Raw genomic sequence first — 22,487 nt, 5'->3', positions numbered from 1 at the left:
GTGTATATTTGTGTTAACAGAACCCGCCGCGCTTCTCGTCAGATCAGCGTACCAAGGCGGGACATTTTTTTTTTATGAAATCCATTGAACGACCATTCCCATTATTACCAGACCAGATTAAAATTCTTCAACAACGTGGCTTAATGATAAATGATTTGGAAGAAACGAATCATTATCTGGCGCATGTAGGATTTTTTAGATTGGCAGAGTATTGGCAATTTTTGCAGAAGGAGAATATCCGAAATGCATTTATTTCTGGTGCTACTTTCGACCAGGTTATTGATCTATATAATTTTGATCGTGAACTCCGGCTATTGTTATTAGACGCTTTAGAGCGTATAGAAGTATCTTTTCGTGCTATCATGATTAACATGATGTGTCCTGTTTATGGCTCAAACTGGTTTACAAATAAAACTATATTTTTTAGTGAAGAAAGATTAAGTGGTGTCATTGAAACGATCAACCGCGAGCTTGAGCGATCAGATGAAGTATTTATAAAGCAGCATGATAAACAGAAAAGTGGATTTGAACATCCACCAGCATGGGAGACTTTGCGGATACTTTCTTTTGGCACATTGTCCAAGATTTATAGAAACATTCGGAACGATATTAGAGAGAAAAAGATCATTTCAAATTTGTATGGGCTTCCTGAGGAGAAATGGCTTCAATCATGGGTACAGGTAGTGTCTATTCTTAGAAATTATTGTGCGCATCATTCATTGATTTGTTACAGAATGTTTTTGTCCCGTCCTAAGGAGATTCGACGTACAAAACTACCATGGATAAAAAATATTCCTGATGGGAGTAGAGTCGAAAGTAAGCAATTGTATTATCAGATATGCATTGTAAGGTATTTGTTACATACAGCGAGTCCGGGGAATGATTTTAGTTATAGGTTGATGGAATTGTTGGTGAAGTATAGAGGGATTGATTTAGAGAAGATGGGATTTTTGGAGAATTGGGATGAGGAAGATTTGTGGCAATGATGAAGTTTATAATAGTTGATTGTAGAAGGTTCGATTAGAGTCGTGTTTTTGTAAAATGTGAAGGAGAATATCGATTGAATAATACTGGGATCAATTATTAAAAATTGATTTTTTAGGTAGGTGGAAATTTGTTTTTGTCTTATTGGTTATAGTATATTTGTGTTAACAGAACCCGCCGCGCTTCTCGTCAGATCAGCGTACCACAGGCGGGGCATTTTTTTATATGAACTTCACTGGAAAGCTATTTTCTTTTAGCTTTAGCAAATTAAAATATTTAGATAGTTTGGTGTGATTGATGGAAATGGAGGAGTTAATGTGGTTAGTTTTTTGTTTAGATGAGAATAATAATAACGATCAAATAATGTAGTAATCAACTAATGAAAAATGCTTTTTTAGATAGGTGAAAATTTGTTTTTGTCTTATTGGTTATAGTATATTTGTGTTGACAGAACCCGCCACGCTTCCCGTCAGATCAGCGCACCCGAGGCGGGGCATTTTATTTAGATGAACTCCACTGGAAGACTATTTACCTTATAACTTCATCAAATTAGAATCCTTATATAGCTCGGTTAAATAAAAATGATTCGTAAGAAGACGAATCGTTATTTAGTTTGTTGTGATTGAAGAAAATCGAGGAATTAAGAAGGTTTGTTTTTGTATAGATTAGAATAATAATAGCAATCAAATAATGTAGGAATCAACTAATGAAAAATGCTTTTTTAGACAACTGAAAATTTGTTTTTTTTGAATAAATGAAAGTATATTTGTGTTAACAGTCCCCGCCGCGCTTCTCGTAAGATCAGCGTACCAGAGGCGGGGCATTTTTTTATATGAACTCCACTGGAAGACTATTCACGTTATAACTTCATCATATTAGAATCCTTAGAAAACACGCTTAAATAATAAATGATTCGAAGAAAACGAATCGTTATTTAGTTTGTTGTGATTGAAGAAAATCGAGGAATTAAGAAGGTTCGATTTTTGTATAGATGAGAAAAATAATAGCAATCAAATAATGTAGCAATCAATTAATGAAAAATGCTTTTTTAGATAGGTGAAAATTTGTTTTTTTTGAATAAATGAAAGTATATTTGTGCTAACAGAACCCGCCACGCTTCCCGTTAGATCAGCGCACCCGAGGCGGGGCATTTTTTTTATATGAATTCCATTGAAAGACCATTCACGTTACCAGACCAAATAAAAATCCTTGAACAACGCGGTTTAATAATTAGTAGTTCTGATGAGTCAATTCATTATTTAACCCATGTAGGATTTTACAGATTATCAGGTTACTGGAAATATTTACAGAAAAGCCAAGTCAGTAATACATTTATGACTGGTACTTCATTCGATCATGTTATTGAACTCTATAATTTTGATCGTGAACTCCGACTATTAATAATGGACGCTATTGAGCGTATAGAGGTCTCTTTTCGTGCAATCCTGATCAATATGATGTGCCCCTCTTATGGTTCGAACTGGTTTGCAAATAAGTCTGTATTTTTTAGTGAAGAAAGAGTGAATGAAGTAATCGAAACGATTAATCGTGAGCTTGAACGATCTGATGAAGACTTCATAAAGCAGCATGATAGAAGAAATAGCAAATATGAACATCCTCCAGCCTGGAAAACATTACATATACTTTCTTTCGGTACATTATCCAAGATCTATAGAAATATCCGAAGTGATGTTAAAGAAAAAAAGATAATAGCTAATGTATACGGGATTTCTAAAGACAAATGGTTCCAGTCATGGATACAGGTTGTATCAATGCTTAGAAATTATTGTGCCCATCACTCATTAATTTGCTACAGAATATTTTCGTTCCTCCCGAGAGAAATACGACATGTTAAATTACGCTGGATTAATAACATACCTCCAACTGGAAGTGTAGAGAGTGAAAGATTATACTACCAATTATGTATCGTTCGCTATCTATTACACACCGCCAGCCCGGGAAATGATTTTAGTTACAAACTAATGGAGTTGTTAGTAAAATATAGAGGAATTGACCTGGAACGTATGGGATTTCCGGAAAATTGGGATGAAGAAGATTTGTGGCAATAAAAAAGGCTGTTCTTTTAGAACAGCCTTTTCAATCTTTTTACTTCAACCCATCACATATCTTCTTCGCTATCGCCGGCCCCTCATAAATAAACCCTGTATACACCTGCACCAAACTCGCTCCCGCATCCAACTTCTCCTGCGCATCTGCCGCCGTAAAAATCCCTCCAACCGCAATAATCGGAATACTCCCCTTCGTCTTCTTAGAAATATACCGAATCACCTCCGTTGCCTTCTCCTTAACCGGCAAACCACTCAAACCACCCGCACCAATCGCCTCCACTTCATCGGGAGGAGTCTGTAATCCTTCTCTTGAAATCGTCGTATTCGTAGCTACCAGCCCTGCCAGTTTTGTTTCTGTAACAATCTCTATAATATCATCCAGCTGACTATCCGTCAGATCCGGTGCTATTTTTAATAAAATCGGCTTTGGCTTCGCCTTCTGCTCATTCAGCATCTGCAAATGATGCAATAACTGTTTCAGCGGTTCTTTTTCCTGCAAAGCCCTTAAGTTAGGCGTATTGGGGGAGCTGACGTTGACTACAAAGTAGTCCACCACATCAAAAAGCGCCTGAAAGCACTTTTCATAATCACTAATCGCCTCTTCATTTGGTGTGATTTTGTTCTTCCCAATGTTGCCTCCAATAATAATATCCGACTTCCGTTTCTGCAGTCGTTTTGCTGCCGGAACGGCGCCGCCATTATTAAATCCCATCCTGTTGATCAGTGCCTTATCCATAGGCAAACGGAACAAACGGGGTTGGTCATTACCCGGCTGAGCCACCGGTGTTACAGTCCCAATTTCAACAAATCCAAACCCCAGACTAGCCAATTCATCTGTATACTTCGCATCCTTGTCAAACCCTGCTGCCAAACCAACGGGGTTTTTAAAGGTCAGTCCCCATAAAGTCCGTTCCAGCCCGGTCTTTTTAGGCATACAAAATGAATGGAGGATACGCTTGCCCATTGGAACGCCATGCAATATCTGCAGGCCTTTCATTACCTGATAGTGGATTTTTTCCGGCGGAAAACGGAAAAACACCTTTTTGATTAAATTATACATGCGGCACAAAGATAATGTTAAACCAGAAAAGCAAAAGACAGATCCTCGTCATTTCCATGTTGTCACAATGAAACTTTTATTATTTATAATTGCATTGATCTTCATTCGGGAATACTATTTTTGTAACCGATATCATGCTAGACCGCCAGACATTAGAAGCCATTTTTAAGGAGTACCATGCCCAGTGTGTGGCATTTGCCGTGCATTATACCGGAGATGTACATGATGGTGAAGAGGTAGTACAGCAGGTTTTTCTCAAGCTTTGGGAGAAACGGGAGAGTGTGGATATTACCGGAATGGTGAAGTCTTATCTTTTTGCCGCTATCCGGAATACAGCGATTAGTAACTGGCGGAAAGATACCGTCAGGTCTGAAAAAGAGCTGGCTTCAGGATATGAGTTATCCCCATCTGTGACGTCGTCCCAGGCATGGGAGCTGGAAAAATTGTACCAGCAGGCATTGGAGAAGTTACCGGAGAGATGTAGGGAAGTGTTTGTATTGAGCCGGCAGCAGCAATTAAAATATGCGGAGATTGCGACCCTGATGAATATTTCGGTAAAGACTGTCGAAAATCAAATGGGGAAAGCGCTGAAGCATATGCATAAAGAATTGAGGGATTATTTGGGGATGTTCCTGTTTTTATAGGCAGGTTGCACGATATAATTTATTTACCACAATAGGGGAGTCCTCCTTCCGCACGCGTCATTTATCATACCGGCAAATGTTATTTTTGCCCGGCAAATCTGTAAATCTACTAACTGTACATGACTATGCTTACACCAGATGAGGCATTATATGCACTCCTATGCAAGTATCTGCTGAAGGAAGCGGATAGCAATGAGCAGCGATGGGTGAATACGTGGTTGCAGGCGAATCCTGAGCATCCCGTATTGCTGGCTTCTCTGGATAAGTTGTTACGTACAGCACCTGAGCAGTCGGAAGCGGGAAGAATGGATACGGAGACGGCCTGGAGGTTGCTGAGTGAGCGGATGGAGCTACAAGAGGGAAGTGGTGGAAGGGCCCAACGGGGAATGAGTGATAAGTGGGAGCAGGGGGGCGGAAATGGTGTAATCCGTACCAGGTGGATGGCAGCTGCAGCTGCTGTTTTCCTCCTGATCAGCGCAGGCCTCTGGTACATTACGCATCAAAACGAAAGGCAAATCAACTATAACGGCGCCCAGCTGGTGAAACTGGATGATGGCTCCAGCATCCAGCTGGAGCCCGCCGCACAATTACAGGTACTTCCTGGATTTGGCAAAAAAGATCGTAAGGTTATCCTGAAAGGAAAAGCCACCTTTGATGTAACTACCGATGCCTTTCATCCGTTTATTATTGACCTGGGCAATCAGGCGATAACTGTTTTGGGTACCCGTTTTAGTGTGGATAACAGCAGTCAGCTGCGTGTCTTCATTCATTCAGGGAAAATTAAAGTGACCCGCCAGCAGGATAGTGTAATTTTAACTGCTGGCATGTTGTTGCAGGAAGATTCCAGCAAGCAGCATTACCAGGTTGGCGCACATATTCGTGATGTTGAAACCCGTGCTGTAGTCTTTAAAGATACTCCTTTGCGGGAGGTGTTGCAGACCATTCATGTGCTGTATCATATAAATGTAACTGCAGATGCAGCATTACTGGAACTACCGGTTACTGGCACTTATACAGGGGAACCAGTGAAGAATGTATTAGATGCCATTGCTTATTCGACGAATTCAAATGTAATTAATAAGGGTGCTGATTATGAGTTGAGGCCGCAGGATTAATTCAATTAAGAAGCACCACATTAAAGAAGTCCAGAAAGTATTTCAATCAAGAAGGCTGAAAAGCCATTTTTTTAAATCACTCTATGTCATTGCTCGGAAGAATGCTGCTGGGAATGTTACTAATTCCCCTGCAGGTGTTAGGCTGGGACTGGCATACCCGGATCACTGTCGCCGTAAATAATCAGCCGCTTTCCGTTATCTGCGGACAACTGGAATCTCAGTACGGCATCCACTTCTCCTATAGCAGGGAGATAGTAGACCTTTCCCGCCGGGTAACAGTCAATTTTCAAAACAAACCCCTGAAAAGAGCCCTGGAGGAACTCTTTTCTCCTTTTGATATTCGCTTCGCCCGCATTGGTGAACAAATTGTGCTGACCGTAAAAAAAACTCACAACATCACTATCTATGGTTATGTGCAGGACGCGCGCAATGGTGAAAGACTTATTGGTGCTACGATATATGCTCCCAGTCAACAGGCAGGGGCTACTACCAACCAGTTCGGTTTTTTCAGTCTGACCATTCCAAAAGATTCCTGTAGTCTGTGGGTAAGTTATATCGGTTATAACCCGGAAAGACTTTCGTCTACCAGGAAATCATTTGTCATCATAGGATTGCAACCTTCTAATAGTTTGCAGGAGTTCACGGTATCTGACTCTGCGCAATCTAACCGGCAGATGAGCGCCTTGCATGTATCACCGGCAGATGTAAAGGCGATGCCCAGGTTATTGGGTGAGTCTGATGTGATGCGTGCGATTGCGACTTTGCCAGGTGTATCAGGTGGGGTAGATGGAGGTACGGTGACAAGTGTAAGAGGGGGTGGTTCTGACCAGAACCTCATTTTGCTGGATGGTTCACCAGTTTTTAATTCTTCGCATCTGTTTGGATTGTTCTCTGTGTTCAATCCGGATATTGTGAAAAGTGCAGACTTTTATAAAGGTGGATTTCCTGCACGCTATGCAGGCCGGCTTTCTTCTGTGATTGATATTTCTACGAAAGATGGGGATATGAAGGAATATCATGGGGAGGCTTCTGCGGGTGTGATTGCTGTAAGAGGAATGGTGGAAGGACCTATTAAAAAAGATAAGACGTCGTTCGTTGTTTCTGCCCGCAGGTCTATTTTAGAACCTTTTCTGGATAATATTTATGAGGAAATTCAAAAGGAGAAAGGGACAAAGGTGAACCTTGTTTTTCATGATGTCAATCTGAAAATAAATCACATTTTTTCTCCTAAGGACCGGCTTTACTTCAGTAGTTATACAGGTAATGATAACCTTGGATTGACATTGCAAAATAATGCGGATAGTACGACTGCTTCAAATCCTTTTAAAGAGAGCACTGTTACGAAATTGAGTTGGGGGAATCATACGAGTGCATTGAGATGGAACCATGTGTTTAATCCGAAGTTGTTTATGAATACGACCTTGAATTATTCACAGTATTATTTCAATATCGATTATAATTATTATTACGAGCCTTCGAAGAGTACTGATTCTATTCATTTGTATGGGAAATACTATTCAATGGTGCAGGATCTGATGTTGAGAACGGATGTAGAATTTATTCCTTCTCCGAATCATATATTCAAATTTGGCGTGGGTGGAATTATTCACAAATTTAATCCCGGGGTTTCGGCATTTCAGGATTATTCACAGTCTAAAGCTTTGTTGGATACGTCTTATAATCAGGCGACTTCTACAGGTGGAGAGGCTTTGCTATATGCGGAGGATGACTGGACAGTTACGGATGCACTGCGGGTAAATATAGGTTTACATGCTTCAGAATTTCTGGTGCCGGGAAAGTTCTATTCATCTTTGCAACCGAGGTTGCAGGCGAGGTATCAGTTACCGCACCATTGGACGCTGATGCTGGCGCATACACATATGAACCAGTACCTGCATGTATTGAGTGTGTCGAATTCGAGTCTGCCGATGGATTTGTGGGTACCTTCTACAAAGAAGGTAAGGCCGATGTTTTCAAGGCAGTTTAGTTTTGGGGTGAATAAGTTATTGAAAGATCAGCGGTATGCGCTTTCACTGGAAGCTTATTATAAGAGTATGAAAAATGTGATTGAGTATAAGGATAATAGTAAGATTTTCAACTCGGCAAGTAAGAATTGGGATGATTATGTAGAGGTGGGTACGGGAAAGAGTTATGGTGGGGAGGTAATGTTGGAGAAGCGGAAAGGGAAGTTGAAAGGGTGGATAGCATATACGCTTTCGTGGGCGTACAGGCGGTTTCCGAATGTGAATAATGGGGAGTCGTATCCTTATAATTATGATGGGAGGCATGATATAAAGGTGATGTTGATGCAGCAGGTAGGGAAGCGATGGGAGTTGGCGGCGAACTGGCATTATAATTCAGGATTGCCGTTGACATTGCCGGTGGCGAGTTTTGAAGGGGTGAATAATTCTTCGCCTTATGATGGGGGAAGTAGTTTCCCGGTATTGGATCAGTTGAGTAATAGGAATCAGTATAGGACGAGTGTGATACATAGATTGGATCTGAGTGCGACGCATACGAAGGAGAAGCCGTGGGGGAGCAGGAGCTGGACGATTAGTTTGTTTAATGCTTATAATCATGCAAATCCGTTTTTGTATTCGATTGTGACGGATAAGAAGAATGAGAAGCGGTACCTGCAGGAGATTAGTATTTTGCCGATACTGCCGAGTGTGGCATTTTCTATTAAGTTTTAATAAAGTGAGGAAGGGTGGATGGGATGGTGTAGGAGTAGTTTTTTTCAGTGTGTGACATTTTCTATTAAGTTTAATATCGTGAGGAAGGGTGGAGGGGATAGTGTGGGTGTAGTTTTTTTCAGTGTGTAACTTTTTCAATCAAATTTTAACACCATGCGGAAACTTTTAATTTCCCTTATCATCATAACATCGATCTCCTGCGTAAAGGAATCAAGAATTGAAATCCCTTATGCCGGTGACAAGATCGTTGTAAACAGTCTGATTCAACCCGACAGCCTGATCTATATCCGTGTTACCAGCAGTAAGCAGGTCACGGAATATCAATTTGACCCATTAGACTCCGCTACCGTTGTATTGACAGAAGACGGCATCACCCTGCCTACTCCTACTTACACATTGATAAATGGGTTAGGATATTACGTATCGCACGCTGTTGCAAAGATTGGTAGTCATTATTCCATTCATGTGGAAAATGATGGATTAACTTCTGTGAGTGCAGGTGACAGCACACCAACCAGCCCGTTGATCAGCGACGGGTATGCACAACGTACATTCAACAGGGTGCGCTTTACCCTGAAGGAAAATGGTGCTACCTCCGACTATTATCGTTTACGGATCTTCAACGCAGATTCTGTCGATGGCAAATGGGTAATTGACAATAGCGATACCCTTCACTTCAGACTTGACCCTGCATTGAATAATGATCTGCCTGACATCATCACCAATGATTACAATAGTGAGTACATCATAACGGATGCAAATTTCAATGGTAAAACCATACAGTTTGTACTACAGACCCAGAAGGAAGTCAGTAGCACGCACATGATCATAGAAGTAAGCGCGCTTACTCCTGCAGCCTGGCAGTACTTACAGTCTACATCATCTCAAAGATTGAGCGATTCGCAAAACATTTCCCTTGATCCGGAAAACGTTTATTCCAATGTAGAAAACGGATATGGTATTGTTGCTGGCATTAATGCGGCAAGGCTCCTCTTTACTGTAGAATAACTCCCTTACTTTTCAATCTGGTATTTCGAGACGATTTCATTTAATCGACACGATAGCTTTACACATTCTGAAATAATGGTACTATCCAGTTCGGTGTACCCAGCTGATTCTAATTCGTACAATTGAGGATAGAGTGAAGCCATGAGGCGTTTTGCCGCAGTGATCAATCCATCCTGGAGATTGACGATTTGTGTTTGTTCGCGCATAGTATTTTGATAGTACGGCGATAATGGATTCAGCATTTCTTCCCAATCCATGGGCTTAAATTTTTCCGGTGACAGGTAATAAATATTAAAACAATAGATTTGATGGTTTGGTTTAACGATTATGCAAATTGAGTAGTTGTTTTTTTGATTTTGGCATTGTCATAAAAAAAACATCAACTTTTAATGGAGGTGTTTTGCTTTTTTCGGGAGGGGGCGCAGATTGCTAATAGATGCAGATAGCAACAGTTTTTTTGATTTTTAGGTGAGGGGCAGTTTGCTAATGGATACAGATAGCAGCGGCATTTTTTGTTTTTCGGATGTGGCGCGATTTGCTAACAAAAGCAAATAGCAGGAGCATTTCATTTGTGTGACAATAGCTTGCGGCCAGCATAAAATTTTGCAGGAAAACCGAAATCACCGCTCATCCTTATTTTCTTTTTGCGTAAAGATTGTCATAAAATTTTCCCGATTCGATTAGTGCTTTACATTTCTATGACATAGCTTTGCATTACTCAAATACTCCGCCGCACATCATCGACCTTTCTGGTATATCTCCGCATACCATTCAGGCTGGTTGATAATCAATATTTATTGGCTTGAATTACTGTCAGGGGATACTGATATCCTCATGGGTTTTCTATGTCCTGACTGTAATAAACATATTAAAGAAACCTTGCCGGAGCATGGCGGAGTAAAGTGCTTCCGGTGAGCGATGGTTGGCCCGTAACCCCGGGTAGGGTCAACCATTATTTTTTCTATCAACTTATTTAAAGATTTTATGAACCGCTTGATCGTCCTGACCGCTACATTACTTGTGGCGATGAATACTTTTGCCCAGAAGAGAATTGTTTCCCTGAATGGCGCCGTTACTGAAATTGTTGTTGCATTGGGTTTTGAGAAAAATATTGTGGGGGTGGATGTAACCAGTACTTATCCTGCCAGCATGCAACAGGTTGCCAAAGTAGGGCATAATAGAAATATCTCTGCAGAGCCAGTGTTGGCGCTTAATCCTGATCTGATTTTGGGGACGGATAATTTTTTACAGCCGGCTGTGATTGAACAGTTTAAAACTGTGGGAGTGAAGACACAGATTTTCAAACAGGAATTTTCTATTGAAGGGACTAAGAAGTTGATTACTGAAGTGGCTGATGCGTTGCAGGTGCCGGCAAAAGGTGTTGCACTTGTTAAACAATTGGAGAAAGAGCAGGCGGCATTGAAGATAAAGTCAACTGGTAAGAAGGTGTTATTTATATATGCACGTGGTGCGGGGACTATGTTGGTAGCGGGTACAGGAACCCCTACGGAAAAAATGATTAGTCTGGCAGGAGCACAGAATGCTGCTAATAGTTTTAATGATTTTAAACCATTGACACCGGAGGCGTTGGTGACGGCTAATCCGGATATTATTTTGATGTTTGATGATGGGTTGAAGAGTATGGGTGGAGTTGATGGGTTGCTGAAGGTGCAGGGAGTGCAGCAAACGACTGCCGGGAAGGAGAAGAAGGTGGTGGTGATGGATGGGGCTTTGTTGACGGGTTTTGGGCCCAGGGTGATAAGTGCAGTGAAGGAATTGGCTGGGAAGTTGAATAGTTAGGAAGGGAGGATTTTCAGGAAGATTAATGATTAATGTTAGGGATTTCGGCTTAGGGAAACTGGAAAGTTAATGACTAAAACGTTCAGGAATGTCGGAGTTGGTAGCTGGAAAGGTAGTAATCAAGACGTTCAAGGATTTCGGCTTAGGGAAACTGGAAAGTTAATGACTAAGATGTTCAGGAATGTCGGAGTTGGTAGCAGGAAAGGTAGTAATTAAGACGTTCAAGGATTTCTGCTTAGGAAACTGGAAAGTTAATGACTAAGATTTTCAGGAATAACCGTGCTATTAAACAGAATAGTTAATGAATAAGATATTTAAGAATATCAGTGCCATTGGTGGGCTTAGCATACTATTGGTACTGGTTATTCTCATTGCGACAGGTACCGGTGCCATGCATATGTCACCGCTGCAGGTGCTGGCTATTCTTCTGCACAAAGCAGGTATCCATATCCCTGTATTTTATGAAGAAAATATGGAAGGGGTGTTGTGGATGATCCGCTTGCCGCGTGTAATATTAGGTGTGTTGATTGGTGCGGGATTAGGTGTGGCAGGGGCTTCTCTGCAAGGGCTATTTCGAAACCCACTGGCTGATCCGGGTTTGATCGGGATTAGTTCCGGTGCATCGATGGCTGCTGTAGTGATGATTATTGTACAAAGTTCGTTGCCAATATTTCAATCTGTTCCCTTACTGAATTTTTATTCGCTCAACTTCTCTGCTTTTGCAGGAGCGATTCTTACGACACTGTTTATTTTTAGAGTAGCGCGTAATGGCGGACAGGCAGTGATATCTACTATGTTATTGGCAGGTATTGCGGTGAGAGCTTTGTGTGAATCAGTGACAGGTTTGATGACGTATGTGGCGAATAATGAACAGTTGAGAAGTATTACGTTTTGGTCATTGGGAAGTTTGGGAGGTGCGAGTTGGACGACGGTGATGGGGGTGACACCTTTTATATTAATACCGGTTATATTATTGCCTGGTTTGGCGCCTGCGATCAATCTTCTGGCCTTAGGTGAAAGAGAAGCGATGCATAGTGGTGTGAAGGTAGCGCGGTTAAAGGTGCAGTTGGTGATATTGGCTACCATGGCGGTGGCGGCAGGCGTGGCAGTGGCAGGGATTATTGGATTTATTGGGTTGATAGTGCCGCATATTGTGAGGCAGTTTACAGGGCCGGATTATAGAATTTTAATACCTGGTGCTGCGTTGTCAGGTGCGGTGTTGCTTACGATTGCCGATTTGTTGTGTAGGACGATGATTGCACCTGCAGAATTGCCGGTGGGGATTATTACGGCTGTGATTGGTGCGCCGTTTTTTATTTGGCTGATTGTAAAGGAGAAGAGAATGATAATGGCTTGATGTTGTTATTGCAGATTAGTAAATGAGCAGAAGATGATACTGGCGTGATGTTGTTATTGCTGATTGCAAAGGAGCAGAAGATGATACTGGCATGATGTTGTTATTGATCATCATAAATAAAAAGAAGACAATACTTTCCTTACCCTGTTATCACTCATCGTAAAAGAAAGAAGACAATACTGGAATAATGTTGCACATTAAAAACATATCGCTCACACTGGGAAAAATGCCAATACTCAAGGGGATCAGCTTTGATGCATCGGCAGGAGAGCTTTGTGTAATCATGGGAGCCAATGGAGCAGGAAAATCGACATTGCTGAAAGTGGTTGCCGGTGAGTACCCAACTTATAGAGGAGACGTGATGATTGCCGGGCAGGCACTGCGTAATATACCAATTGCCAGGCAAGCTACTACCAGGGCTGTACTATCACAGCACGTGACATTGAACCAGGCATTTTCTGTGCAGGATGTAGCAGCAATGGGAAGGTATGTATATAGCAGGAATTTGGAATCACTGGATAAGGAAATTGTGAAGAGTGCATTGCAGATCATGCAAGTCTATGACCTGAAAGACAGGGCTTATCCAACCTTGTCCGGTGGGCAAAAGCAACGTGTGCAGTTGGCGAGAGTATTAGCGCAGTTGCTGGAGGCACCGGGTTTGCAGGAGCTGGATTATACTGGTAAAAAAATGTTGTTGTTGGATGAGCCAGTGACTGGAATGGATATTTTGCATGAACAGCTGGCTTTGCAACTAGCGACGAAACTGACTGCTGCCGGGGTATTGGTGGTGGCTGTATTGCATGATTTTCAGTTGGCCGCTGCATTTGCACATCGTATAATATTATTAAAAGAAGGAACATTGTATACACAGGGTACTGTGGATGACGTGTTTACTTCTGCGCATATTAAAAATAGTTTTGGTGTGGAGGTGTCAATATTGTCGCATCCACAATGTAATTATCCGCTGGTGGTTACCGCCGCTACCACTGGTTTATTTCAATCACCTGCCAGGAAGGCATTAAATGTTTTTTAAAAAATGAATGAAATTGTAACACCAACTCTTAAAGATCAATGGATCGCGTTTCGGGCAGAAAATCCTAAAGTAAGGATTCGCGATGCGGCAAAACAATTGCAGGTAAGTGAGGGAGAGGTGGTAGCAGCCTGCACTGGTACGGCTGTTCAACATCTGAAAGCTGCGTTCCCGGATTTGATGGAACGTATGCCTGACCTGGGTAAGGTAATGGTGCTGACACGCAATGAACATTGTGTGATTGAAAGGAAAGGTTTGTTCGAGCAGGTGGATGCTGCTGGCAGACATGTAGGTACTGTGTTGGGAAAAGATATTGACCTGCGTATGTTCTTTGGTCGCTGGAAGTTTGGGTTTGCAGTGAATGATGATGCGGCAACCGGGTTCAAACGTTCTATCCAGATCTTTGATGCACAGGGAAATGCGATTTTGAAGATCTATGCAGTAGAACAGACAAATATTGCAGCATGGGATAAATTGATAGCAGCGTTTACAGCTGATGAACAACCATTGGGAATTACAGTATTGCCTGCTCCGGCGCCGGCTGTGTATGCGAATGAGACGGCGGATAAAGCGGCTTTCCTGGAAGGATGGGCTGGTTTGCAGGATACGCATGATTTCTTCCCTTTGTTGATGAAACACAAAGTTTCACGCACGTTTGCCCTGGAGATTGGAGATGGGAAGTTTACGCGGAAGATAGGTAAGGAAAGTGTGAAGACGATATTAGAGCGTGCGGCGGCGAGTGGTTTGGAGATCATGGTGTTTGTGGGTAATCCAGGGAATATTGAGATTCATACAGGGAAGGTGGAGAAGATTGTGGAGATTCCAGGATGGATTAATGTGATGGATGCTGATTTTAATTTGCATTTGAAGACGGATGATATTGCCCAGAGCTGGGCAGTGCAGAAGCCAAGTGTGGATGGTGTGGTGACTTCGGTAGAAGTGTTTGATGCAGAGGGGGAGATGATTGCACAGTTCTTTGGGAAAAGAAAGCCTGGGAATCCGGAGTTAGAAGGGTGGAGAGAGTTGGTTGCGAAGCTATAAGAGCAAACTATAAAAGCAAAATACAAAGGGGAACTCATAAGTAACAGGAAGGCCATGAGAATTGTATGTACGAAAATTCTCTCCATCCATGTACGCGAATACAAAGGGGGCATCTCGAAGTTTTCGAAGACGCCCCCTTTGTATTTTGAAGGGCAGGGCCTGCGGCCTGCTAAAGAATACATTATATTTTATAGTAGAAAAGCTTTGAGCTGGCAGGCAGTTTTTCCCGTTTAGGTAAATCCTTTTCCCGAATCGATCCATCACCTTTCTTATTCCCGCTTACTTTTGTCACATATTAATATCCTACGAAACCCTATTTTTTAAACAAGATATTATATGTGTGACATCAGGACTTTATGTATAAAGAATACGGCACAAATTAGCCATTGTATGCACTGTCAGACGGTTTTTATCTGGCATAATAATTTGTTACTCAATTTCTCCCCACAAGAATTTCAGTTCTTTCGTGAAACGATGAATAGACAAGACTTTGTAGATTGTTGTATGGTATTCCCTGATGGGGAAGAAAGAGTCATCATTCATGCTCCTTGTAAGGATATCAGCTTCACTTTTACCCAGGATGAATTCAATGACCTCAGAGATGCGATCGATGAGGCGTTACTGCTACAGCAGGTATATGAATTAATACGATAGGTTGCTGAGTTGGCAGGTTGAATTTTGGGGATAGACGTGCCAGGTTTCAGAATTGATACGCTAGGTTGCTGAATTGGCAGGTTGAATTTTGGGGATAGACGTGCCAGGTTTCAGAATTGATACGCTAGGTTGCTGAATTGGCAGGTTGAATTTTGGGGATAGACGTGCCAGGTTTCAGAATTGATACGCTAGGTTGCTGAATTGGCAGGTTAAATTTTTTGGATAGACGTGCCAGGTTTCAGAATTGATGAGTTGAAGTTTCAAAATTGGAATACTAAGATTTCAGAATTGATTCGTTAAAGTTTTGAAATTGGAGTACTAAGAATTCACAATTGATACGCTAAAGCTTCAAAATTGGAATACAAATATTTCAGAATCGATTCGTTAAAGTTTTGAAATTGGAATACTAAGATTTCAAAATCGATAGACTAAAGTTTCAGAATCGATTCGTTAAAGTTTCCTTATTGCGTAAATCATTTTCCTGATCAGATTATATGAAGCAAAGATTCTTCATGATCTTTGCTTCACAATTTTACTCCGCCAGTGTTCTGTATTGTGTGACTGTTTTCTCCGCGACAGCTTACACAATAGCTTATTATTTTCCGGTATCATGGACTAACATCTATGTCCCTTATCTGCCTGTGTTCGCACCGCCTGCAGCCTGGGATAGGTACCTCGACTGCCATCAAAAAATACTTATGAAGTTTAGGGTAATTCTATTAGCCTTGCTATTCGCATGTTCGTACGAAAGCAATGCTCAGATTAATAAAGGAATGGATTCGGTACAGCTAAATGATGTTGTGGTGACAGGACAATACACCCCACAATCATTAAAGCATTCTGTATACCAGGTGAGGACCATTACTGCAGATTATATTAAAATGCGGGGGGCTACAAACATTTTAGGTGTGCTGGATAATCAGTTGGGTATTCGTTTTTCTAATGATAACACTTTGGGCGAAACTGATGTGGAACTCATGGGAATGTCTGGTGCAGAAGTGAAGATCTTACTGGATGGTGTGCCATTGGTAGATCGTGGAAGTACCCGGCAGAGCCTTGCCCAGATTGATGTACATAGTATTGAACGTATTGAGATTGTAGAAGGACCGATGTCTGTTGTCTATGGTACAGATGCACTCGCAGGTGTGATTAATATTATTACAAAGAAGTATAATGGCGATAAGCAATTGTCTGTAAATGCGAGTGTACAGGAAGAAACCGTGGGCAAAGAATATGCAGCACTGGATGGTAACGGTCAACACAATGCATCGTTGGGATTGCGCTGGAGTGATCATGGTTATTTTGCAGGTGCAGGTATTACGGGAAATAATTTTGGCGGATGGAGTGATACACTGACTGGACGCGCCAAGGCTTGGCATCCGAAGGATCAGTTGATGACTTATGGTACAGTGGGTATTGACAGGAAAAATGTGAAGGCCTGGTATCGTCTTGATTACCTGGATGAAGACCTGGCTGCAAAAGGAGATATTAATTATGATAATGGAAAAGCGACAGATGCTCATTATCTGACTAAAAGATATACACACCAGGCACAGGCGATGTGGCAGGTGAATGATGACCTGAGTATTAATGGTGCTATGTCTTACCAGGATTACAATAGACATACACGTACTACTATTAAAAACTTTACCGATGGGACGGAGACTTTATCTACCGCTTCCGGTACGCAGGATGTGACTAAATACAATGCTTTGTTCTTTAGAAGTACAGCGCAGTATTCCCTGAATGCTCATTTGTCTTTTCAGCCGGGTGTTGAATATAGTCGTGATGCCTCTTCCGGACAGCGTATAGATGGTACGCCCAGTATTTCTAACTATTCCCTTTTTGCTTCTGCTGAATTAAAACCAACCAGAGGTATCAACATCCGCCCGGGTGTTCGATTTAGTAAGAATTCTATTTACGATGCGCCCCCGGTGATACCTTCTTTGAATGTAAAATTTGCATTGTCTAAGACATTGGATCTGCGGTTGTCGTATGCCCGTGGTTTTAGGGCGCCGGCTTTGCGTGAGTTGTATTTTAATTTCTTTGATGCGAGTCATGCTATTAAAGGGAATACTAACCTGAAGGCGGAATATTCTAACAGTTTTACGGGATCATTGAGCTGGCAGGCGATTCAGGCAGGGAACGTGAAATTGAATGTAACTGCGACCGGTTTCTATAATGACTTTGATAACATGATTGACTATGCGTATGTGGCGAATAGTGATACGATGACTTATGTGAATATTGCCAAATTTAAAACTACGGGTGGAACGCTGATGGGAAAGCTCAATTGGAAAAACCTGGATGTGAGTGTAGGGGCTTCTTACATTGGTAGATACAATGAATTCTCTGATGATGATACTTACAAAACGTTAGATCCTACGCCAACTTTTATGTGGACGCCGGAGCTGAATGGGAATGTTACTTATAATATGAGGAAGATTGGGACTACGCTGAACCTGTCTTATAAATATAATGGTGTGAGACCTACGTATGAGTCGGCGACGGCTACGGATGGTACCACTTATTTGCACCAGGTGAAGTCGGCGGCTTATCATATGGCTGATTTTACAGTGGTGAAGTCGTTGACAAAGTTGTTCAATATTAATGCAGGGGTGAGGAATATATTCAATGTGACGAATATTAATAATAGTACGGTGAATAGTGGAGTGGCACATAGTGCGGGGACGCAGTTGCCAATGTGGTATGGGAGGAGTTACTTTTTGGGGGTGAGTTTTACGTGGAACAGGAAATAATTCAATTGCTCATAAAATACAATTAAAAAATTTAAAACTCTATGAAATTAAGCAGACTTTTACTCGTGCTCGCGATTGCTACTACTGGTTTATTTAGTGCATGTAGTAAAGATGATGATGCCACTGTGGTGATTGCTCCTTCTGATGGATCCGAATTAACTTTAAATGGTGGTGGCGGTACTGGCTCACCAAACACTGTATATGTTGATATGAGTACTGACTCAGCGACTGCTGTAAAACGCCTTAGCTGGTCACTGGGTTTTTATAGCGGTAGTGATTACAGAGTTATTCTGAATGGCTTTAGCGCTATGAGTGCGAAAGTGACTACCAAAACTGATATTACTGCGGTAACTACTGATGATGCCAGCGGTGTAAGTATGGCGATTGGCCAGGGTCAGGGTACACTTAGCATGATCGATGATGTATATGGTGATCTGAGTGCTACTGTGATTGCTGAAGTATCTGCTACTGCTGATGCGAACTATGTATACCTGGTGAAACCAGAAGATGGTACTACCGATCCTGCTACCTGGTATAAAGTGAAAATTACACGTAATGGTACTACTGGTTATACTTTACAATATGCTTTGCTGGGTGCTACTACTATTAATTCTGTTACTATTACCAAAAATTCCAGTTATAACTTTGTGTTCTTCTCATTTGCTACAAATGCTACGGTGAGTGTAGAGCCTAAGAAAGCGGAGTGGGATTTTGCATGGTCCTATGCAGCGTATTATACTGCTACTATTCCTTATTTCTTCTCTGATTTTGTGGTGATCAATCAGTATGCTGGTGTGTCTGCTGCCAAGGTGGATTCTACTGTGGTTGGGTATTCAAGCTTTACGAAGGCGGATACGGCTTCACTGACTTTCTCTTCTAAGAGAGATGCGATTGGTAGTAGCTGGAGGTCTACCAGCAGTGGTATTTACAAGCAATATTATTATATCGTGAGAGATCCGGCTGGTAATTATTATAAGCTGAAGTTTGTGAGTATGGGGATTAATGATGGTGGTGAGAGAGGGTATCCGGTTGTGGAGTATGCGTTAATTAAAGAATAGGCTAATTTTTTGAGGCTTGCTTCGCAAACCTCAAAAAATTAGCAGGGTGAAAGTTCTGAGGTGCGCGAAAGCGCACCTCAGAACTTTCGGTTTTTGCGGAAGCGAGCCGCCGCAGCCTTCGTTTTTCGCGAAAGCGGAAATCATCATCCATCTATTTTTTAATAAGCACTCCTTATTTTCCTGATTGCGTAAATTGTTTTCCCTTTTCGTCACTTCCCTGTCACATTCCCTTCCTACTTTTACACCACTCCGCCCCGAACCAAATATATTATTGTACCCGATATGCTGTAGATAGCAGTATCCTTCAATTTTCATGCGTACCAGCAAAGATTTATACACGCTCTTCATATTGTGTTGTAGCAGTTTGTGTGCCTTTAGTCAATCCGATACCTCCCGTACTTTAAAAAGTGTGGAAGTCAAAGCCGTGCACCTGGAAACACTTACCAGCAGAGCTGCCATGCCTGTGACTGTGATTAGTCGCAAGACACTGGAAATGATGGGTAGCCGCCGACTGGATGAGGTGATGCGGGAACAGACGGGTATTGCGATTGTCAATGATGTCTCTGCAGGGTCGAGGGCAATTGGTATGCAACTACAGGGTTTTAGCGCTGATTATATCCTGATTTTAATTGATGGTCAACCTATGATAGGTAGAAATGCAGGTAATTTCGATTTATCAAGGATTACTGTTGCTGATATTGAAAGAATTGAAATTGTGAAGGGAGCCAGCTCGAGTTTGTTTGGGAGTGAGGCGTTGGGAGGGGTTGTGAATATTATTACCCGCCAACATATTGATGCAGCACAGGGGCAGGCTATTGTAAGATATGGCTCGCAGCATACGCAGGATTTTACTTTGGAAGGGGAAACACCATTTGATGATAAAAACGGTTCCCTCAACCTATCCGGTAATTATTATCATACCGATGGCTACAATGTGAATTCATTCCTGAGCAAAGGTGCGACCGCACCTCCCTATGATAGTTATAGTCTGCAGGGCCGGCTTCGGTATAAATTGAATGCTAACAATTCCTTGAACATCGCCGGTCGATGGGCACTCCGTAATTCAATCAATGAATCTGTCTATAGCAGTAGCCAGGTGACGAATACCACCAGGGATGTACTGCATGAAACTGATGTGAATGGATCGATCGTCTGGCAGACTAACCTGAGTAAAGGTCGTAGGGCTAACCAGGATGAAGGTAGGATAGCTAACCTGAATAAAGGCCGGATAGCTAACAAGGATAAAGGCCGGACAGCTAACCCGAATAAAGGCTGGCTACTAAAAACACAGTACTACCTGACAAGATATAGCACTACACAGGATGTAAGTACAGGTAAGTCTGCACAACTGAGCTCAAATGATTTTACGCAATACTATCATCGCTTTGAGGAGCAGGTGCAGTATGTTGTTTCCAATCAGTTATCATTTACCGGTGGCATAGGAGGTAATCTCGAAGTGATGGATGGGAATGATTTAAAAAGTGAGTATGCCTATGCACAAGGAGACTGGAAAGTAAATGACCGCCTGAGTTCCCGTTTGGGTTTCCGCTATGACCATTCTGATTTTTATGGCGGCAGACTTAATCCCAGCGCTGGATTGAATTATAGCCTGTCAGAAAAAATAGCATTGACCGCTGCTTTTGGTACTGGTTATAAAACACCTGATTTTCAGAAGAGATACCAGGTGTTTACCAATCCACAGGCAGGATATACCGTATTGGGTGTGGAAGAAGTGGCTACTCAGTTAGCCACCATGCAGGCAGCAGGTTTGATCAGTGAGGTAAGACCTGTGGCAAAAGATATCAGTGCTGCACTGAAACCTGAAATGGCTGTCTCTTACAATGTTGGAATGAGTTATGCACCTGTTAAAAACATCCGCATGAATGTGAATGGCTTTTACAACCAGCTGCACAACTTTATCAACACTGTTCAGATTGCGACCCGCACAAATTTTCAACCTGTTTATTCCTATATCAATCTTGACAGATCTTTTACCGGTGGTGTAGAAGCCAGTGTCAGTACACATGTACTGAAAGGACTGGAAGTATCTTTCGGCTACCAGTTACTGTATGCAAAGGATAAAGGTATCATGGATTCTATCAGGACCGGCGCCTATCCATACAATAAGATACGTAACAATAATACAGGAGAAACGAGGGCATCCAAAGTTAGTGATTACATAGGTCTTGAAAACCGATCCCGGCATATGCTCAACCTACGTGTGTTTTATGAATATGCTCCCTGGGGCATCAACACTACTTTACGTGCGAATTATAAGAGCAGGTCTGGCTATGATGATGCAAACAATAACCGGTTTCTGGATACCTACGATACATTCATTGATGCCTACTGCCTGGTATATGCTTCTATCGAAAAGAAGCTTTGCAAAGGTCACCTGGCTGTTCAGATCACAGCAGACAACCTCATGAATTACACCGATATGTTGATGCCAGGACAACCCGGACGAATTTTGATGGCCGGGTTAAAATGGCGACTGTTTAAACAATAACCAATATGTACAAGCGAGCCCAATGGCAATGGTTAGCAGCCATCGTACTGCTGACTATGGCCTGTAAGAAAGATGACAACAACGTTACCAAACTAAATTATGAAGATGGCGTGAGCACTGTCATCTACGACCTTGCCGGCGATACTGAAGCCTCTGTGGCGGATGGTGTGGAAGGAAAAGAGAAACGCCCGTTCAGGAGTTTTTATTTCAAGCTGTCTGCCAAACTGCAATCATGGGATAGCAGCAATACCTTTAAGCAAAGTAGTAACTGGGATCTTGCTTTTACAGATATCTATAACGCCCTCGTATATGTGAATAATGGTAGTGGAGAAGGACCTGGAAAAGGTGGTTCCGGAAAGGGACTGATCATCGCTGTAGATACTGCTTATAGCAAAGTGACGACAGCTCCCGAAGAGGATGCATTCGAAACGGGGAATCTTCGTTTTGCAGGATGGGATGGTTATCCACAACCTTATAATACCGGCTGGTATTTCTATTCGCTGAACACACACCTGGCTGTGCCTATTAAGAACCGCACGTTTATCATCCGCACAGCAGATGGTAAATATGGAAAGCTGGAACTGATCAATGTATACCAGGGAAATCCTCCTGCTGTGACTGATCTTTTCTGGCCGGCACCCTATTTCACCTTCCGCTATTTTGTACAGCAGGATGGTAGTCATAACCTGAAAACACCTTGATACTA

The 22,487-nt window shown here is 42.1% G+C and carries 17 protein-coding genes; 15 read left to right on the top strand and 2 right to left on the bottom strand.

The genetic code is table 11. The features are described from left to right. Positions 1-74 precede the first annotated feature (74 nt). Together SIO70_RS32865 and SIO70_RS32860 are read left to right on the top strand one after the other, a co-directional pair. Entirely contained in the window at positions 75-986 is a 912-nt protein-coding gene (locus tag SIO70_RS32865) for an Abi family protein (protein ID WP_320578122.1), read from the top strand. 1,158 nt (positions 987-2,144) lie between these two features. Further along, positions 2,145-3,053, top strand: coding sequence for an Abi family protein (locus SIO70_RS32860; protein ID WP_320578120.1), 909 nt, complete (start codon positions 2,145-2,147; stop codon positions 3,051-3,053). Between the two features lie 37 nt (positions 3,054-3,090). Here SIO70_RS32860 and SIO70_RS32855 read toward each other — a convergent pair whose 3' ends face one another. Next, positions 3,091-4,113, bottom strand: coding sequence for a quinone-dependent dihydroorotate dehydrogenase (locus SIO70_RS32855; RefSeq protein WP_320578119.1), 1,023 nt, complete (start codon positions 4,111-4,113; stop codon positions 3,091-3,093). 134 nt (positions 4,114-4,247) lie between these two features. On the opposite strand from SIO70_RS32855, the gene SIO70_RS32850 reads away from it, so the two are divergent. The 4 genes from SIO70_RS32850 (at position 4,248) to SIO70_RS32835 (ending at position 9,573) form a co-directional block, all read left to right on the top strand. Then, on the top strand, positions 4,248-4,757 hold the full coding sequence (locus SIO70_RS32850; RefSeq protein ID WP_320578117.1) for an RNA polymerase sigma-70 factor: 510 nt from the start codon (positions 4,248-4,250) through the stop codon (positions 4,755-4,757). Between the two features lie 125 nt (positions 4,758-4,882). Beyond that, on the top strand, positions 4,883-5,872 hold the full coding sequence (locus tag SIO70_RS32845) for a FecR family protein (protein WP_320578115.1): 990 nt from the start codon (positions 4,883-4,885) through the stop codon (positions 5,870-5,872). 83 nt (positions 5,873-5,955) lie between these two features. Beyond that, the gene (locus tag SIO70_RS32840) at positions 5,956-8,565 is read left to right on the top strand and encodes a carboxypeptidase-like regulatory domain-containing protein (RefSeq protein WP_320578113.1); all 2,610 of its coding nucleotides are present in this window, start codon (positions 5,956-5,958) and stop codon (positions 8,563-8,565) included. A gap of 153 nt (positions 8,566-8,718) precedes the next feature. Further along, positions 8,719-9,573, top strand: a complete 855-nt coding sequence (locus SIO70_RS32835) for a DUF4249 domain-containing protein (protein ID WP_320578111.1) — start codon at positions 8,719-8,721, stop codon at positions 9,571-9,573. 5 nt (positions 9,574-9,578) lie between these two features. On the opposite strand, the gene SIO70_RS32830 is transcribed toward SIO70_RS32835, so the two are convergent. Next, positions 9,579-9,830, bottom strand: coding sequence for a hypothetical protein (locus SIO70_RS32830; RefSeq protein WP_320578109.1), 252 nt, complete (start codon positions 9,828-9,830; stop codon positions 9,579-9,581). A 727-nt stretch (positions 9,831-10,557) separates the two neighbouring features. On the opposite strand from SIO70_RS32830, the gene SIO70_RS32825 reads away from it, so the two are divergent. The 9 genes from SIO70_RS32825 to SIO70_RS32785 all read left to right on the top strand — a co-directional run bounded on the left by SIO70_RS32825 (position 10,558) and on the right by SIO70_RS32785 (position 22,482). Continuing rightward, a complete protein-coding gene (locus tag SIO70_RS32825) occupies positions 10,558-11,373 on the top strand; it encodes a helical backbone metal receptor (protein WP_320578107.1) in 816 nt (271 codons plus the stop codon). A 301-nt stretch (positions 11,374-11,674) separates the two neighbouring features. Then, positions 11,675-12,730 (top strand): iron ABC transporter permease, encoded by a 1,056-nt coding sequence (locus SIO70_RS32820; RefSeq protein ID WP_320578105.1) that lies wholly within the window; start codon positions 11,675-11,677, stop codon positions 12,728-12,730. Positions 12,731-12,917: 187 nt separating this feature from the next. Further along, positions 12,918-13,763, top strand: a complete 846-nt coding sequence (locus SIO70_RS32815; RefSeq protein ID WP_320578103.1) for a heme ABC transporter ATP-binding protein — start codon at positions 12,918-12,920, stop codon at positions 13,761-13,763. A 3-nt stretch (positions 13,764-13,766) separates the two neighbouring features. Then, positions 13,767-14,801, top strand: coding sequence for a hemin-degrading factor (locus tag SIO70_RS32810; RefSeq protein WP_320578101.1), 1,035 nt, complete (start codon positions 13,767-13,769; stop codon positions 14,799-14,801). A 336-nt stretch (positions 14,802-15,137) separates the two neighbouring features. Further along, a complete protein-coding gene (locus SIO70_RS32805) occupies positions 15,138-15,455 on the top strand; it encodes a DUF6686 family protein (protein ID WP_320578099.1) in 318 nt (105 codons plus the stop codon). Between the two features lie 698 nt (positions 15,456-16,153). Further along, entirely contained in the window at positions 16,154-18,214 is a 2,061-nt protein-coding gene (locus tag SIO70_RS32800) for a TonB-dependent receptor (protein WP_320578097.1), read from the top strand. A gap of 41 nt (positions 18,215-18,255) precedes the next feature. Further along, positions 18,256-19,272, top strand: coding sequence for an HmuY family protein (locus tag SIO70_RS32795; protein ID WP_320578095.1), 1,017 nt, complete (start codon positions 18,256-18,258; stop codon positions 19,270-19,272). 313 nt (positions 19,273-19,585) lie between these two features. After that, the gene (locus tag SIO70_RS32790; protein WP_320578093.1) at positions 19,586-21,781 is read left to right on the top strand and encodes a TonB-dependent receptor; all 2,196 of its coding nucleotides are present in this window, start codon (positions 19,586-19,588) and stop codon (positions 21,779-21,781) included. A 5-nt stretch (positions 21,782-21,786) separates the two neighbouring features. Further along, the gene (locus SIO70_RS32785) at positions 21,787-22,482 is read left to right on the top strand and encodes an HmuY family protein (protein WP_320578092.1); all 696 of its coding nucleotides are present in this window, start codon (positions 21,787-21,789) and stop codon (positions 22,480-22,482) included. Positions 22,483-22,487: the final 5 nt, after the last annotated feature.

The sequence above is a fragment of the Chitinophaga sancti genome (assembly GCF_034087045.1).
Classification (GTDB): Bacteria; Bacteroidota; Bacteroidia; order Chitinophagales; family Chitinophagaceae; genus Chitinophaga; species Chitinophaga sancti_B.
The sequence above is the reverse complement of the archived record's forward strand: the minus strand, read 5'-3'. Positions and strand labels throughout refer to the sequence as shown.

Coding starts and splice junctions, on each gene's coding strand:
- SIO70_RS32865 (WP_320578122.1), top strand. CDS start 75: ATGAAATCCATTGAACGACCATTCCCATTATTACCAGACCAGATTAAA.
- SIO70_RS32860 (WP_320578120.1), top strand. CDS start 2,145: ATGAATTCCATTGAAAGACCATTCACGTTACCAGACCAAATAAAAATC.
- SIO70_RS32855 (WP_320578119.1), bottom strand. CDS start 4,113: ATGTATAATTTAATCAAAAAGGTGTTTTTCCGTTTTCCGCCGGAAAAA.
- SIO70_RS32850 (WP_320578117.1), top strand. CDS start 4,248: ATGCTAGACCGCCAGACATTAGAAGCCATTTTTAAGGAGTACCATGCC.
- SIO70_RS32845 (WP_320578115.1), top strand. CDS start 4,883: ATGCTTACACCAGATGAGGCATTATATGCACTCCTATGCAAGTATCTG.
- SIO70_RS32840 (WP_320578113.1), top strand. CDS start 5,956: ATGTCATTGCTCGGAAGAATGCTGCTGGGAATGTTACTAATTCCCCTG.
- SIO70_RS32835 (WP_320578111.1), top strand. CDS start 8,719: ATGCGGAAACTTTTAATTTCCCTTATCATCATAACATCGATCTCCTGC.
- SIO70_RS32830 (WP_320578109.1), bottom strand. CDS start 9,830: ATGGATTGGGAAGAAATGCTGAATCCATTATCGCCGTACTATCAAAAT.
- SIO70_RS32825 (WP_320578107.1), top strand. CDS start 10,558: ATGAACCGCTTGATCGTCCTGACCGCTACATTACTTGTGGCGATGAAT.
- SIO70_RS32820 (WP_320578105.1), top strand. CDS start 11,675: ATGAATAAGATATTTAAGAATATCAGTGCCATTGGTGGGCTTAGCATA.
- SIO70_RS32815 (WP_320578103.1), top strand. CDS start 12,918: ATGTTGCACATTAAAAACATATCGCTCACACTGGGAAAAATGCCAATA.
- SIO70_RS32810 (WP_320578101.1), top strand. CDS start 13,767: ATGAATGAAATTGTAACACCAACTCTTAAAGATCAATGGATCGCGTTT.
- SIO70_RS32805 (WP_320578099.1), top strand. CDS start 15,138: ATGTGTGACATCAGGACTTTATGTATAAAGAATACGGCACAAATTAGC.
- SIO70_RS32800 (WP_320578097.1), top strand. CDS start 16,154: ATGAAGTTTAGGGTAATTCTATTAGCCTTGCTATTCGCATGTTCGTAC.
- SIO70_RS32795 (WP_320578095.1), top strand. CDS start 18,256: ATGAAATTAAGCAGACTTTTACTCGTGCTCGCGATTGCTACTACTGGT.
- SIO70_RS32790 (WP_320578093.1), top strand. CDS start 19,586: ATGCGTACCAGCAAAGATTTATACACGCTCTTCATATTGTGTTGTAGC.
- SIO70_RS32785 (WP_320578092.1), top strand. CDS start 21,787: ATGTACAAGCGAGCCCAATGGCAATGGTTAGCAGCCATCGTACTGCTG.